This window comes from Bacteroidales bacterium, assembly GCA_035647615.1.
Classification (GTDB): domain Bacteria; phylum Bacteroidota; class Bacteroidia; order Bacteroidales; family 4484-276; genus SABY01.
Genome location: DASRND010000038.1, coordinates 62,066 through 76,870, shown reverse-complemented (window position 1 = coordinate 76,870; position 14,805 = coordinate 62,066). Strand labels below are relative to the sequence as shown.

The 14,805-nt window shown below is 47.8% G+C and carries 10 protein-coding genes and 1 tRNA gene; all 11 read right to left on the bottom strand.

What is annotated here, in order from left to right:
• Positions 1-36: 36 nt before the first annotated feature.
• The 11 genes from rlmN to VFC92_14300 all read right to left on the bottom strand — a co-directional run bounded on the left by rlmN (position 37) and on the right by VFC92_14300 (position 14,627).
• Positions 37-1,077 carry a 23S rRNA (adenine(2503)-C(2))-methyltransferase RlmN gene (rlmN, locus tag VFC92_14350; protein ID HZK09362.1) on the bottom strand — a complete coding sequence of 347 codons (1,041 nt, stop codon included), beginning with the start codon at positions 1,075-1,077 and terminating at the stop codon, positions 37-39.
• 22 nt (positions 1,078-1,099) lie between these two features.
• A complete protein-coding gene (locus VFC92_14345) occupies positions 1,100-1,765 on the bottom strand; it encodes a hypothetical protein (protein HZK09361.1) in 666 nt (221 codons plus the stop codon).
• Positions 1,765-2,553: an SDR family oxidoreductase gene (locus tag VFC92_14340; GenBank protein ID HZK09360.1), complete on the bottom strand. Its 789-nt coding sequence runs from the start codon at positions 2,551-2,553 to the stop codon at positions 1,765-1,767. The genes VFC92_14345 and VFC92_14340 overlap by 1 nt, the downstream gene beginning before the upstream one ends.
• Positions 2,554-2,639: 86 nt before the next feature.
• Entirely contained in the window at positions 2,640-3,467 is an 828-nt protein-coding gene (locus VFC92_14335) for a M48 family metallopeptidase (protein HZK09359.1), read from the bottom strand.
• 259 nt (positions 3,468-3,726) lie between these two features.
• The gene (locus VFC92_14330) at positions 3,727-4,314 is read right to left on the bottom strand and encodes a non-canonical purine NTP diphosphatase (GenBank protein ID HZK09358.1); all 588 of its coding nucleotides are present in this window, start codon (positions 4,312-4,314) and stop codon (positions 3,727-3,729) included.
• Between the two features lie 195 nt (positions 4,315-4,509).
• Positions 4,510-5,991 carry an alpha-amylase gene (locus VFC92_14325; protein ID HZK09357.1) on the bottom strand — a complete coding sequence of 494 codons (1,482 nt, stop codon included), beginning with the start codon at positions 5,989-5,991 and terminating at the stop codon, positions 4,510-4,512.
• 407 nt (positions 5,992-6,398) lie between these two features.
• On the bottom strand, positions 6,399-6,950 hold the full coding sequence (gene tnpA / locus VFC92_14320; protein HZK09356.1) for an IS200/IS605 family transposase: 552 nt from the start codon (positions 6,948-6,950) through the stop codon (positions 6,399-6,401).
• Positions 6,951-7,365: 415 nt separating this feature from the next.
• Positions 7,366-8,730, bottom strand: a complete 1,365-nt coding sequence (locus tag VFC92_14315; GenBank protein ID HZK09355.1) for a hypothetical protein — start codon at positions 8,728-8,730, stop codon at positions 7,366-7,368.
• A gap of 16 nt (positions 8,731-8,746) precedes the next feature.
• Positions 8,747-10,033: an outer membrane protein transport protein gene (locus tag VFC92_14310; GenBank protein HZK09354.1), complete on the bottom strand. Its 1,287-nt coding sequence runs from the start codon at positions 10,031-10,033 to the stop codon at positions 8,747-8,749.
• A 141-nt stretch (positions 10,034-10,174) separates the two neighbouring features.
• A tRNA-Leu gene (locus tag VFC92_14305) sits at positions 10,175-10,258 on the bottom strand.
• Between the two features lie 391 nt (positions 10,259-10,649).
• Positions 10,650-14,627, bottom strand: coding sequence for a FlgD immunoglobulin-like domain containing protein (locus VFC92_14300; protein ID HZK09353.1), 3,978 nt, complete (start codon positions 14,625-14,627; stop codon positions 10,650-10,652).
• Positions 14,628-14,805 lie beyond the last annotated feature (178 nt).

Sequence of the window (14,805 nt, the reverse complement as noted above, 5' to 3'; positions counted from 1 at the left end):
TAAAATTGTTCAGATTTATTTTGCCTTCATTCCAAATCAATAATCCTCCTGTTGCCGTTTTACCAGCTCTTTGGTCGATAGCAACCCGCACGCAGCAAAAATATCCTGCCCGCGTGAAGCGCGTAACGTGGTGCGGATTTTCTTTTCGTTGAGTGCTGCCATAAATTGTTCGATCACCTCATCGGTCGACGACTCCAGCGGCGTGCCGGGGATGGGGTGAAACCTGATAAGATTGATGCGGCACCGGATGCCGTTGAGAATGCGTGCCAGCTCTTTTACGTGGCGGGGCGTATCGTTGATTCCTTTGAACATGATGTATTCAAACGATACCCGACGCTGGCGCCCCAGGTCGAAGTTGCGGATGGTTTCGAGCACCTCGCTGAGTTTATACACATTTTCGATGGGCATCAGCTTCTGCCGCTCCTCCTCGAAAGGTGTGTGCATGCTCACCGCCAGATGACACTGGCTTTGCGCCAGGAAAAGCCGCATCGCCGGGATGATGCCAATAGTCGAAACGGTGATGCGTTTTGGGCTCCAGCCGTAGCCCCAGTCCGAGGTCATTATCTCAAGGCTTTTCATCACCTCGTCGGTGTTATCCAGAGGCTCGCCCATGCCCATGTAAACGATGTTGGTAAGCTTGTCCGTTTCCGGAATGCTGCGCACCTGGTTTATGATCTGTCCGGCGGTGAGGTTGTTCTGAAAGCCCTGTTTGCCTGTCATGCAAAACAGGCAGCCCATTTTGCAACCCACCTGCGACGAAACGCACAAAGTGGCGCGTTCCTCTTCCGGGATGTAGGCTGCTTCGATAAACTTACGATCGCCGGCAGCAAAGAGATATTTACGGGTGCCGTCGGTCGAAGTCTGCACTTTCGTAAATGGCGTTAGCCCAAACTCGTAATGTTCGTTGAGCATCAGCCGTGCATTTTTCGACAGGTTGCTCATCTCATCAATGGTTGTAATATCTTTTTGATAAAGCCATCCAGCGATTTGCCTGGCAGTATAGGCGGGTAGACCGAAGTCGGTCACTATCTTTTGCAGCTCGCTGAGGGTTTTACCAAAAAGTGCTTCTTTGGCCATGCTATTATTGGTTTCTTAATTTTTAAAAATAAATTTCCGCTACGATATTGTCGTAAGGGATTTGTTTTTCGATAAGAATATCGCGTGTCTCCACCACCATTTCGGCGCTGCCGCAAAGGTAATATTTCCTGTCGGTGGGAAGGTTTGGCTGCTGTTGGAGCCAGGTGGTGAGGCGTCCATGAAAAAGGCCGTCGCCGCTTTCGTTGGAGCAGCAGCGGATGTAATTTTCGCCCAGTGTTTCTTTAAATTCTTCCGCGAAATAGAAAGAGTGCAGAAACCTGCCGCCATGTATCAGCAGCTTGTCGCGACGAATGCCTGAGCGCCACATCGAAACAAATGGAGCGATGCCGGTGCCGGAGGCAATCCAAACTGCCGGCGCTGCCTTGCCATAAAAGCTGCCCGAGGGCGCCGAGGCAAAAATGCTGTCGCCGGCTTTTGCCTCCGAAAGCGAGGGAGTGAGTTCACCTTCCGGACGGATGTTGTAAAGCAGCCAGATGTCGTCGTCCTGCATGCCGCTGGCAATACTGTACATGCGCGGTTGGTGCGTCGGATCAAGGGCTACCGCCATCACTTGCCCGGGAATAAATATAAAATCGCGGCGGTAGCGCAGTACATAAACTCCCGGTGCTATGGCATCGTTGGCAACGATTTTATACTCTTTTAGTGACAAAGGATTTCGTTCTTTCATTAAAACCCATAAATGGTAAAACCGCCATCTACTGCCAGGCATTGCCCGGTGATGTAGGATGCTTCGGGCATGGCCAGGAAAGCTACTGCGTTTGCCACTTCGGCGGGAGTGCCTACGCGGCGCATGGGCGTGCGGTCGAGCACCGACTTCAGGTAGTCGAAGTCGCTGAGAACTTGTCTTGCCAGTGGTGTTTCGATGTACCAGGGAGCTACGGCGTTTACACGAATGTGATCTTTGGCCCATTCCACAGCCAGATTTTTGGTCATCTGAATCATGGCGGCTTTGGCCATGGCATAAATGGCGCCGGTTTTTAAAGCGGTTATCCCGGCAACGGAAGCAACGTTTACAATGGTGCCGGCGCCCGAATTGCACAACGGCAGAAATAGCTTGCGCGATAAATCCAACGCCGATTTCAGATTTGTCTGTAAAAGATATTCTATCTCCTCTTCGGTATAGGCTACTGTTTTTTTTCGGATGTTGGTTCCCACATTATTCACCAGAATGTCGAGTTTGCCCCATTTGCTACTCACCAGCCCTACGAGTTCTTCGCGGTCGGCAGGAAGCGACAAATCCACCACGGCACTATCCACCTGGTTTTTATATTTAGCGAAAGCGTCTGTGGTTTCCTTCAGGGTTTTGGGGTTGCGGCCGGTGATAAATACCGAGGCGCCAAGCTGCAGAAATTCTTCGGCGATGGCCTTGCCGATGCCTTTGGTGCTGCCGGTAATCAATGCTGTTTTTCCACTTAGCGTCCAGCGCTTATTTTCGGAGGGTGATTGTGTTATCATCCAACAAAAGTAAGATATTTCAACAAAAATATGCTGCCGGCTTAGTGCTGATCAAAAGATAGTGGGATAAGAGATTTGCTGAAGTCTTATGGCTTGTAATATTTCAAAGCTTTGGGCAGGTAATTTTGGAGATTTTTAACGCGCGTTTGATCGGCTGGGTGGGTGCTGAGAAACTCGGGTGGCTTTTGCCCGCCCGCTTGCGACATGCGCTGCCAGAACTCTACGGCTTCGTGAGGGTCGTAGCCTGCCATAGCCATAAAAATCAAACCCAATTTGTCGGCTTCGGTTTCGTGTGTACGGCTGTAGGGCAGGCTGATGCCCACCTGTGTGCCAAGACCGTAGGCCATCATAAAAAGGCTTTGGGTTTGTTCTGGTTTCTGGCTCAGCGCCAGATTTAACGCGGTGCCGCCGGTTTCGATCAGCAACCCCTGACTCATACGTTCGTTGCCATGACGGGCAACGGCGTGCGCAATCTCGTGCCCCAATACCACGGCCAGTCCGGTTTCGGTTTTGGTGTAAGGTAAAATTCCGGTATAAACCACCACCTTGCCGCCGGGCATCGCCCAGGCGTTGGGAACATCATCTTCTTTCACCAGGTTAAACTCCCACTTGTAGCCTTCGACGCGATCGCTCAGGCCATTTTCGCGCATAAAACGTTCTACGGCTATAGCTATATTTTGGCCTACCTTTTTCACCATCGCCACTTTAGCTGCATCGTTGCTGAGCTGGTGTTCGTGCAGAAATTCGCTGTAACTGCTATTGGCCATCGACACCATCTGCGACTCGGGAACCAGGTTAATTTGCTGCCGTCCGGTAATGGGGACTTTGGAGCAGGAGGTAAACAAACCGCCCGAAAACAGGGTGGTCATTGCAAAAAGTATTGCTAAGGTGAGCTTTCTCATGGTGATTTTCATTTATGATTTTTGTTTTTAATAAAAACAGTGGTGCATCAAAAAGGTTTATCAATAGATGGCAGAAGCCGTTATTTTTAATGAATCCTAACAAGGATAAGCTGCGCCTGATTTCCGGAGAAATATTGATTGTATTCTTCGGAGAGCCTTTCTTCATTATTTCCTTCGGCTTCGCTTATTTCGTGTTTCAGGATTCTATAAACGATATTAAGACAAAAAACTTACTTCCAATTTTCAGCTTCTCTATTTTAATCTCTATTTTTTATCCTCTTTTTTGCAGAAACTCAATCAATTTGGCAGTGGCTTTGGCACGGTGGCTGATGCTGTTTTTGGTTGACTGATCCATCTCTGCAAAAGTTAAATTGTAGCCTTTGGGCTGAAAGATGGGATCGTATCCAAAACCGTGCTCACCGCGTTTTTCGCTGATAATGGCGCCTTCCATAATTCCTTCAAAAAAATAGTTTTTCTCATCCATAATCAAGACAATTACGGTGCGAAAGCGCGCGGAGCGGTTGGTCTGGGTTTGCATTTCGCTCAAAACTTTATTCATATTGTCTTCCGGGTTGCATTGCGGGCCGGCGTAACGTGCTGAATATACACCGGGGCGACCGCCAAGAGCGTCTATTTCCAGGCCGGTATCGTCGGCAAAGCAATCTACAACAAACTGTTTATGAATGAAGCGAGCCTTTTGCAGCGCATTTTCCTCAAGGGTTTCGTAGTCTTCAGGAACATCGCTGTGGAAGCCAAGTTGGTCGAGCCCGATGATGGTAAAGTTTAAACCTTCGAGGTGCGCTACTTCGTCAAGTTTGTGTCTGTTTTTGGTGGCGAATATCAGCTGATGTTTTTTCATCCGGCGAAGATAGCGTGATTTGAGAAAAACAAACGAATTGATGAATTTATCGGAATCTTATTTTTAGGTGAATTTTTCGCGAATTTTCACAAATGAAGCTAATTTACGCTAACATCTTTTCTTTTGTTTGAATTAGCGGAATCCTGTTTCAAGCCGATGCGCGCTCATCTCTCACCGCTCATTTTTACTTACTACCTACTTTTTCTTCGGCACCCACACAGAAACCTTCCCGGCCAGGCATTTGAACTCAGCCCAGCCATCCTCGTCGGTGGTAATAGTATCGTCGATATGTTTGGTGAGATCAATATAGGCGGTATTTATGGCGGTGGTTTGCATTCGTTTTGTTCCATTATCGCCATTGCTCATTAGTACGGCTGCGCCGCCAGGGTGTTTTTCATCACCGGTGCGCGTCCATCCGATGCAGTTGGGATGATCCAAATAATCATACTGATCGCCATAAGCAAATTCGCGTCGCACCATCAGAAACTGATCGATAATCCATTGGTGGCTTGGCATCACGATGTTGTATGTTTTGCCGTCCATGCCTGTGTCGCTGTATTCGGCACCGTAGTAGTCGGCGGCAAAGATGCAGGGATAGCCATCACGGCGCAGCAGTATCATGGCATAAGCGAGCGGCTTGAACCACGCTTCAACCACCGACTCGAGCGCTTGCAACGGCTGCGTGTCGTGATTACTCACAATGGTAACAGCCAATTGCGGTGCTTCTTTCAACAGGGTATTATCGAAGATTGTATTCAGCGGGTAATCCTTGCCCTGCTGACTGGCAGTAGCAAATTTGTAATGCAGCACTGCGTCGAAGAGCATGATGGCGCCCTGGGTTGTATCGATGAAGTTTTTGAGTGCTGAAACTTCATGTGACCAGTATTCGCCCACTGCAAATAATTTCTTTTTGGCGATTTTTTGCATCTCCTGAAGCCATTCGAAAAAAAAGCGGGAGTTGACATGCTTTACCGCATCGAAGCGGATGCCATCGACGCCGGTAGTTTCGAGGTACCATTTTCCCCAGTAGAATAGTTCCCCTCTTACTTCATCATTATGAGTATCCAGGTTGCAACCCATGAGATAGTCGAAGTTGCCAAATTCCTGGTCAACGTTTTCATCAAATTTTCCGCCCTCAAATAAGTAGACTGCCTGCTTGTCCGGATCGTTCAAGTTGAAGTCGGTTGCATTGAAATGCCACCAGTGCCATTGCATCTCGGAGTATTTGCCCTGGCGCGCCGGGAAGGTGAAGTTAGTCCAGCACTTTACCTTTTGCTGCTCGCCGATTGCTTCATTGCGGTTCGCAGGATTGATAGGTGTAGCCATAAATTCTTCGGCATGGTCGGCGCCCATCTTATGGTTGAAGACCACATCGGCATACACTTGAATGTTTGCCTTTTGCGCCGCCTGAATTGCTGCAATGTATTCGTCGTGGGTCCCGTATTTGGTGCGCACGGTACCTTTCTGGTCAAATTCGCCAAGGTCGAAAAGATCGTACACACCATAGCCAGGATCTTTGGGGCCACCAGCTCCTTTGAAGGCGGGAGGTAACCATAAAGCAGTAATGCCGGCTTTGGCAAGACTTTCAGCATTCTCTTTGAGTTGTTTCCATAGGACGCCCTCGTCGGAAGTGTACCAGTGGAAATATTGCATCATAACTCCGTTGTATTCTGGCATAGTCGTGTTTCGTTGTTACAAATAATGAAAAAAAAGTGCGGTCAAAAATAAATAAAGAATTAGCCTCATAAACACACCCCGGATACAAGTGGATAAATTTTTAGAATTTTTGGGAATATGCAATATCAAAAACTGCATTTGGATGAGGCTTTCGGGAAGATCGTCCTTACCATAATGCCGCCTCTACTAGGCTTTTGAAATAATTTGTTCATACGTTTCTACCATAATGCCGCCTCTACGAGGCTCCTATTCGAATTTTATCGTGGCATTCTACCATACTATCGTCTCCAAGAGGCTGGCATCAAATTTCATTTAAGCACCGTAGGTGCGGTAGTATGGTAGAAATAAACAAGAAGCCTTTTTTTAAAGCACCGTAGGTGCGACATTATGGAAACAATGCATTCTTTTTATTCATAAAAATCGAAAACATAATTTTCATCAAACGGAATTTCAAATTTCCATAATAACTCCATGTATTCTTCACGGAATGTCGTTTTGCCATGGTGTTTCTCTTGGTTAATAATGTATTTAATTATGGAATCTCTTTGAGAGCGAGAGTATGAAATAGCGCCATAGCCTTCTTGCCAGTTGAAATGACCCCTTAAGAATTTATTTTCGTTTATCCATTTTGATGAATTTGTTTTGATAACTCCAATTACATCCGACACTGAATTCGTTGGGTGTAGTTCAAAAAATGTGTGTACATGATCTTTGTACCCGTTAACTGCAAGAGAAAAGTTTTTTGTGTTGTTGATGATGCCCGCAATATACTTATGTAAGTTGTCGCTAAATTGTGGGGTTATTAAATTTTCTCTTCCCTTTACCGAGAAAACGGCATGGATATTAATCTGGGTGTAGGTATTTGCCATTTTGCTGATTTGTTTTATTTTAAATGCGATTGTAAATGTAGAACATTTTATAAAAGGCCAATTTGATTTTTGAAAAAGATTTCTTTTCATAGTGTCGCCCCTATCTTTGGGGCTTTTGGGTTTATGTACCGAATAATCGCTACCAAAATGCCGCCTCTACGAGGCTTTTGGAATAATTTGTTCATACGTTTCTACCATAATGCCGCCTCTACGAGGCTTACGGAATCTTTGATGACGATGACTTAGATTCGGAAGCTGCCCCGGTGGTGTGTGCGGCAGGGATTGGAGCGGTAGATGGCGCAGCGGCGGCTGATGTTTTTGTTGGCGGGCGGAGGCTAACGCAGGAAGCCCACGTACCGCCTACAAAAACACAGCTGCTGCAAGCTAGCTATAGCGGAAAGCCCGCCCGGCCGCCCACTTTAATAAAAAAAAGCAAGCCTCTGAAACATGGTGCTTCAGAGGCTTGACTATTACTTATTGCCTTTCCCAAAGATAGGCGACAGTTTTATTGATAATAATAAATGCCAGGATAGAGCCGCGGGCTTAGCGGTCTAAGGTCGGTATTGTAATAGGAGTTGATGGCTTCGATGAAGAAGTTGGCAACCAGGGCATATCCCTGAGATGTAAGATGTACGCCGTCGAGTGAGAAGGCGTTGCCGAAGATAAATTCATCGGTAAAGGTGATGCCATCCACGGTGATACCGGTGGTGGCTAATTCGTTGAGTCTGTCATTCATATCCACCAGCACCAGCCCATAGTTGTTGGCCTGCAAGGCAATTACTTCGTTGAACTGCTGTGTGGCCGTTGTGATCTCGCTGATTTCGTCCTGTGAAAGGAAAAACTTGTCGGGGATGCCAAAAGGCAGAGGCATAGGGCCGGCCAGATTTACACTACCCATACCGTGGTTGAGAATGCTGTCGGTGGGGAGCGTGAGCAAGAAAAGCTCACCGGCTTTCATCTGACGCACGTTGAAAGGTGCGGGTAGTGGCAGCGTTTCGTCAGTAACAACAAATGCGTTGGGACCTTCGGCAAAGTTGAAGCCATACGACCAGGTGACACCCTGCGAAGCAAGATATTGCTCAAAAGCGGCATAGGCGCCATTAAGCGCACCTGCCTTTTGTGCATCGAGCACAAGGCCATAATAGGGCAGGCGTGTATTCATGAAGGTGAAATATGGGATGTTGGTAATATCGGGAATGTTGGCCACCGCGCCTTTGGCACCTTTGGCGGTGAGCGTTTGCAGGATGGTGTTCATTGCATAGCTAAAAGTGTTGATGTCGGTGATGCTGTCGGCAGCACCACCTTCCAGAGCATAAGCCAACACGTCGTTGTTGCCGATCCAGCAGGAGAAAAAGGTTGGATTGATGGCTGCTGCGTCGGCGAGCACTGAGGCAGAAAGGCTGGTAGCAAAGCGACCGAAATAGGGATTGAGTTCGGCGTAGCCGGAAACTATCAAATGAAAGCTTTTGGCGCCGGGGACTCCCATATTATGGAAAGGTCCCTCGGTGGCAATCGACATAAAATTGCGCTGATCGAAAGCGACGCCTGCAGGCACCGGTCCGGGAATAGAAGCGTTGAGCAGCAAGCGGCGGCCAAAACCGTATTCGTCGTACATAAGCGGCTGGCGGAATTCGTTGCAGCCGCCAGCTTTCATTTGGTAAGCCAGGATGGCCGGATAAGAGTTTTCCTGTCCGCTGCGGTACAGTTCGCCATCGGCATAGCCGGAAGTAAGCGAGTTGCCCACGGCAACGTAGGTGGTAAAGTCGGCCTTGCCGTCACCGATGGAGAAATCTTCGAGTTCGGGCTGGCATGCCATCAGGCTCATCAAAGCCAGCAACAGCAGTATGTGTGGTGTTTTCATATTCTTCATATTCTAATTTTATTATTTAAAAATTATAGCTGATGCCGATGCCGGGAATCATCGTGCGGGTTTTGTATTCACCTGTAAAATATTCGGGCATGTAGCTGCGGGTATCTTTTTGCGTTTCGAGGTGCAGGTACGAAATATCTATTGCCAGATGTTCGCTGGGGCGGATGGTAAGGCCGGCGCTCAGCCCGATGGTGTTGAGGCTTGGAGTTTCGGGATTAAAATAATCCTTGTTGGTTGGCGACGGATCATAATATGCGCCAGCCCGCAGAGTAATCAAGTTGTTGATGATGTATTCGCCACCGATACGATAGATGAGTTTGTTGGAATATTCGCGCGGGTTTTTGGAGTTGAGCAATTCAGGGCGCTGAGCAAACTCGAAGGTGAGGGTGTCGTAAACATCCCAAAATACGTAGTTTACTTCTACCGAAAGCAGGAGCTTTTCGGTGACCTGATACGCTACGCCCAGGTCGAGGTTGGCGGGTAGGGGAAGTTCAGCATCAAAAGTGTTGGTGGGAGGAACAATACCTGCCATTGAACTGGGTACGGTAAAAGTAGCGTCGCCGCCGTCCATCGTCATTTTTACGAGCGAACGATAGTTGACACCAATGCTCCACTGTTCGTTGGGTGTAAACATTGCCCCCAGGTTGTACCCAAAGCTGGTGGTGGTGCCCTGCAGGTTTACCTGACCAAGTTCTTCAGCGCTGTTATAAGGGATGGCTTTGTTGATCTCCACGGAGCCGGTGGCTATTACCAGTCCGGCGCCAAGGCTAAACATGTCGCTGATTTTGTAGGAGATGGTGGGCTGGAAGAAAAAAGCTTTCAGGGAGATGTCCTGGATAAGATGTGCTCCTGCCCAGTCGTCGCCCCACTTGGCAGAGCTGCCATAGGGAGTGTAAACACCAATTCCTACCGCCAGACGATCGGTGATTTTGGCCGCACCATAAAAAAACAAGGGAGTGCCCATGGGGTTGTCGGTTTCGGCTTGATATACCGAATTTTCGAGCCTGAAGGTAGTGCTGTTTAAGATGCCACTGCCGCCGACCATAAAGCTGTACTTGTTATTTATCAGCGATAGGCCTGTGTTAACGGTATCTAAAACATCACCGGCCAAGAATCTGTACTTGTTTCTCATCAGCGAGAGACCTGCCGGGTTATAAAATATGTTGCTGGCATCGCCAAAAAGCGAAACGCCTACCAGACCCATAGCCGTTTGCCTATGACCTTGCAAACGCACCTGGTAGCCGCCGGCATACACCGGTGAAGTGATGATGAGAATCATCATCATGTAAAGGATTCGTTTCATAGATATTTGTATTATTTATAAATAAAGGCGGCGAAAATAAACAATTTTTTTTAGCAGGATATTTGGTGTTTTTTCGGCAAAATTCCAAAAAAAGGAAAAACAAAAAAGCCCTGAAGAGTTATCTTCAAGGCTTTCTGTGAGTGCCCGGAACAAGAATCGAACTTGCACTCCCGAACAGGAACATGGCCCTCAACCATGCGCGTCTACCATTTCCGCCATCCGGGCTTTTAATTTCAGGCGGCAAAGATAAAAACTTTTTTGGCCATTCATCAAAGAATTTTAACAAAAAATTATTTTTCTAAAGGTATTACTAAAAAGTGATGATAAAATCTCAAAGGAATTCCGTCGGCAAAAAGATATTTCCTAAAATGAGATCAATACGCTCTTGTCTGTGAAAAGCTAAAAGCTCTTTAATAGATTCTTTGCTTCTGGCTATTTCGCAGAGAATCTATTGTTTTTAACGGAATCCCAGTGATTTTATCTAAAAATCAGGCAGGAAGTAATTATTTAATTTACAAGCGCCCCCAACTCTTCTCTGACAGATGGCCGAGAAGGGTTGGGGATGGGATTATTATTATTTGGAATAAGATTCTACCAGCTAAATGGTTGCTGTTATTTAGTGCGTTAACACAATTCTACCGGTAAACTTCTCTCCAGCATCCAACCGGTAAAAATACAAGCCTTCACTAAGTTTAACTCCTTTTTCATCTTTACCATTCCAGCTTACCCGATGCAGTCCACGGGTTTTTTCCTGGTGATTGATAAGACTTATTACCTTTTCGCCTTTTGTATTATAAATCTCCAAACTTACAGTAGCACTTGCCGACAGATGAAACGAAATGTTGGTTTCGTTGGTGAAAGGATTGGGATACACCGAAACCGGGCTGCTTTGCGTATTTACTTCGGGCAAGCCCAGGCTGGGATCAACCACCAGCGTAACAGGTATTTCGCTCTCGCCGTTCAGGTTGTCCGTTACCAGGATAGTGCAGTAGTAGGTTCCCGCGCCCATACCCATGGTGTTGAAGAGTATTTCAATTTGGGCAATTTCACCGCCGTTCAAACTGCCGCTGGCTGGGTAAAAGCTAAGCCAGTCCACCGGATTATTTGCTTCCATAATCTCGATGGTGAATTCCAGGCTGCCCCCGCCAATATTAGCAATCACAAGGGTATCGGCCAGGTTTTGATCCGGTCCCATCGTAGCTTCAATAATTTCCTGGACGATAAACATTTGAGGAAGGCCATCATCCACGGGAGGCAGCACAATATAATCTACCCAGGCACAATCGTAGCCGCTGCTCGCGGCAGGGTCTTTAGAATAAATCCATTTAAAAGTGTGCGTGCCGGCACTCACGGTGTAGCTTTCCTGGCTCCAGGCTATTTCGCCGTCCCAACGGCCTTGCTCATCATCATCAATAAAAAAGGCCATGTAATCGTAGCCGGTTCCGCCGGGATCGTTTTCGCACGATACTTTTTTGTAAAAACTAATCTCTCCCTCTGCGAGTACTTCCATTTCGAGCAGAAGCACGCTTTCCTGCAGGTGGGAAATAACTCCCGAACGGGCACTGTAAATTCCTTCGTATGCGTTGCCATCATCAATTGTCCAGTTGGCATTTCCATCAAATTCCCAGGGATAGCGCGTAAAATCACCACTTTCAAAATCTTCAAAAATAGTTCCTATGACAAGACCGAAGTTTGTGGGATTATGATAGCCACCGTTGGCAGAAATATTTATATTGAAATGAATAGCATGACCAAGGGGAGCGTTTTCAGCAACCGAAATATCAAAGCCAATTTCGGCACTGCCGCCAGCTTCCAGCAAATCGATTGTGGACGAGGTATTGCTGATAATTACGAAGGGGTCGATGGTGGAAATATCCAAATGTATGTCTTCTGCTCTGGCTCCGCCAACGTTGTTCACGGTAATAAGCACCGTGGCAGTTTCGCCGGGATCGAGGTTGCCGTCGCCGCCATCATCTATTATAATATTTCCGGGTCCGACAACGGGGGAATAAGCGCTTAGTTTAATCTGGCCATCCCACACATCTATATCGGAGGCAATGCTGGTAGCCAGGATTATCGGATAATCGTCAGGCACATCCGTTGCCACAAAAAACGAAAAAGCATCTTCGATCAGCAGGCTGTCGCCGGCAGCAATGGTTCCAAAAACCTCGGTGCTATCCAGCATGGTGATGTATTGCGATGGAAACGAAATAGTCATGTTTATAGCTTCGGCAGCCACATCCATGTTATTTTTGAGCTGTATGTCCAGGAAAACGGTTTCGCCGAATTCGATCAGATCGTCATCGCCTGCCTTCACAGCAAAGGTGGTGCTCATATCTACGGGAACCACAGGATGCAGATCGGTCTCCCACAGACCGCGGCCATAAGTGCCTGCGCGTATCTTGCCTGCTTCGTAGTGGATTTCCAACTCGTTAACAATTACATTAGGAAGCCCCTCGTAAAACGACTCCCAGGCACCCATCGAATTGTCGCGATAAAAGATGCCCACATCCATACCTACATAAATGCCGATGTTTTCGTCTTTATGAAAAATCACACAGTTGGCCGGCAGATTGGGGAGCATATCAGAGAAATTTTCCCAGCTTTCGCCTGCATTGTAGGAGATATATACTTTTTTGTTGTTGCTAAATCCCGAAAGGCTTACGGCCACAATTTCCGGATCGAGCGGATGCACCGCGATGTAGGTAATGTAAAGGTTGGGCAATCCGCTGCTGATGTTCTCCCACGTATTGCCGCCGTCCTTTGTACGGTAGAGGACTGCATCTTTGGATACATACAAAAAATTGGGATTGGACTCGGAGATGTACATATTTTTAATGTATCCGCTTCCGAGGTTCGAAATGGTGGTCCAGCTATTCATGCCGTTGGTGGTTTTGCGCACATCTTTCAATCCGACAAACAGCGTTTGGGGATCCTCGGGGTGCATCACAAAAGGCGTAACCCACGAGCCGGTGCCGGGCTGGCTTACGTTTACACTGCCGCCATTGCCACCGTTGGTAGATTTGTAAAAAGTGCCATTTTGCGAGGTGCCATACACGATGTTTTCGTTGGTGTGGTCGATGGCGCATTCCATGCCGTCGGCTCCCAGCCACTCGTGCCAGTGGTCGTCGGTGTACACGCTGGTGCCGTTATCCTGGCTCCCGCCCATCAGTTTGTAAGGATTGGTTTTGCTGCCGGCAATACGATAAAACTGTCGTATGGAAACGCCCTCGGTAAAGCTGTGCCAGGTATTTCCGTGGTTGGTCGATTTGCACACCAGGCCATCGGTGCCCACGTAAAGCGTTCCGCCGTAAAACACCATTTCGTGAATGTCGCAGTGGGTGTAGCCAATGTTATTGCCCCACATCCAGTCGGTGGTTTTGGTCCAGTTTTGTCCGCCGTTCAGCGATCGCCAGGTGTTTATTTCGCCCAAATGGACCTCCTCGGCATTTTCGTGTGAAACGGCAAAGGCCAGGTCGTACCATCCCTGGCTGCCTTGGTTTGGCTGGGAAGAGCGTTTGCTAAAAGTGTTACCGCTATTTTCGGAGCGGTAAATACCGCTTTGGTAGGAGAAAAAATATACGTAATTCGGATTGGCATCGCTCACGGCAATCTGCACACGGCTCGTAGTGGGCACACCGGTAATCTGTGTAAAACTCTCGCCGCCATTGGTTGATTTGTAGAATTTCTGGGTGCAGGCATACACGATGTCGGGGTCGCCGGGTTTAAATTCCATGTCGTCGATGTCGCCGCCTTGCACGTTGTACCAACTTACACCGGCATCAGTAGTTTTATAAATGCCGTTGGTGGTGGCGGCAAAAAGGATGTCCGGGTTCTCGGGATGGATAAGCAATTTTGCTATGGTTCGGTTTTGGCCAATGCTCCAGTCAAGCCCGGTCAGCTCCCAGGTGTAGCCGCCATCGGTCGATTTCAATACGCCGATGCTGTAATTGTCGCTGGCATCCTTGTCGCCGGTGCCGATATAAATAATGTCGGTATCGACAGGATGGATGGCGATAGCTGAAACACCCAGGATAGGCAGATGGTCGGTGAGCACCTCCCAGTTTTCGCCCTCGTCGTTGGTTTTCCAAAGGCCGCCGGATGGAGCACCAATGTAAACGGTCATGGGGTCGAAGGGATCGCGGGCGATAACGTTGATGCGGCCAATGCCCGGGTTCCAGTGGCCGGTGATGTTGGTCCAGGTATCAGGACCCAGGCTTGTCCAGTTGCTTTTGGGGGCATTATCTTTTTTGGGATTGCTCTTGCGGTATTGCATAGTTTCGTTCCACACCCGTGCATGGTCGAGGCGTTGGCCGGTGGGGAAAACGCGCGGCTCCATAAAGTGCTCCCAACGTTTAAACTGTTTCCACCCACTGCCTTTGCCGGTAGGCCTGCCATCAAAGTATGTGGTGAAGGCTTTTTGCACCTCGTAAAAGTTTGCCGACACATCCTGCATCATATCCACCCAATAGGGGTTTTCGGAGTAATCCACTGGGATATTTTGCTGTGTAGCTTTTTGATTGTTTTGCGCCTGAAGGAAGGAAATGCCAAAAATCAGGAAACAGAAAAGAGCGCGTAAAAGTTTGTGTTTCATTTGTAGGTGAGATTTACAGTTAAATGCAGCTATTATTTTAAGACAGATAAAATTAAAACCGCTAAATTAGCTAAAATGTAATGGATCATACGTAAAACCTGTCAAAACGACTTTTCTAATGCTTGCAATTTGAGAACAAAACTCGCTCTGAGCGTTGGTTAGTGAGCGTCGGTGGCTG

Bases quoted from the DNA above. Each gene is read 5' to 3' on its own strand.
- rlmN (HZK09362.1), bottom strand. From the start codon at position 1,077: ATGGCCAAAGAAGCACTTTTTGGTAAAACCCTCAGCGAGCTGCAAAAG.
- VFC92_14345 (HZK09361.1), bottom strand. From the start codon at position 1,765: ATGAAAGAACGAAATCCTTTGTCACTAAAAGAGTATAAAATCGTTGCC.
- VFC92_14340 (HZK09360.1), bottom strand. From the start codon at position 2,553: ATGATAACACAATCACCCTCCGAAAATAAGCGCTGGACGCTAAGTGGA.
- VFC92_14335 (HZK09359.1), bottom strand. From the start codon at position 3,467: ATGAAAATCACCATGAGAAAGCTCACCTTAGCAATACTTTTTGCAATG.
- VFC92_14330 (HZK09358.1), bottom strand. From the start codon at position 4,314: ATGAAAAAACATCAGCTGATATTCGCCACCAAAAACAGACACAAACTT.
- VFC92_14325 (HZK09357.1), bottom strand. From the start codon at position 5,991: ATGCCAGAATACAACGGAGTTATGATGCAATATTTCCACTGGTACACT.
- tnpA (HZK09356.1), bottom strand. From the start codon at position 6,950: ATGAAAAGAAATCTTTTTCAAAAATCAAATTGGCCTTTTATAAAATGT.
- VFC92_14315 (HZK09355.1), bottom strand. From the start codon at position 8,730: ATGAAGAATATGAAAACACCACACATACTGCTGTTGCTGGCTTTGATG.
- VFC92_14310 (HZK09354.1), bottom strand. From the start codon at position 10,033: ATGAAACGAATCCTTTACATGATGATGATTCTCATCATCACTTCACCG.
- VFC92_14300 (HZK09353.1), bottom strand. From the start codon at position 14,627: ATGAAACACAAACTTTTACGCGCTCTTTTCTGTTTCCTGATTTTTGGC.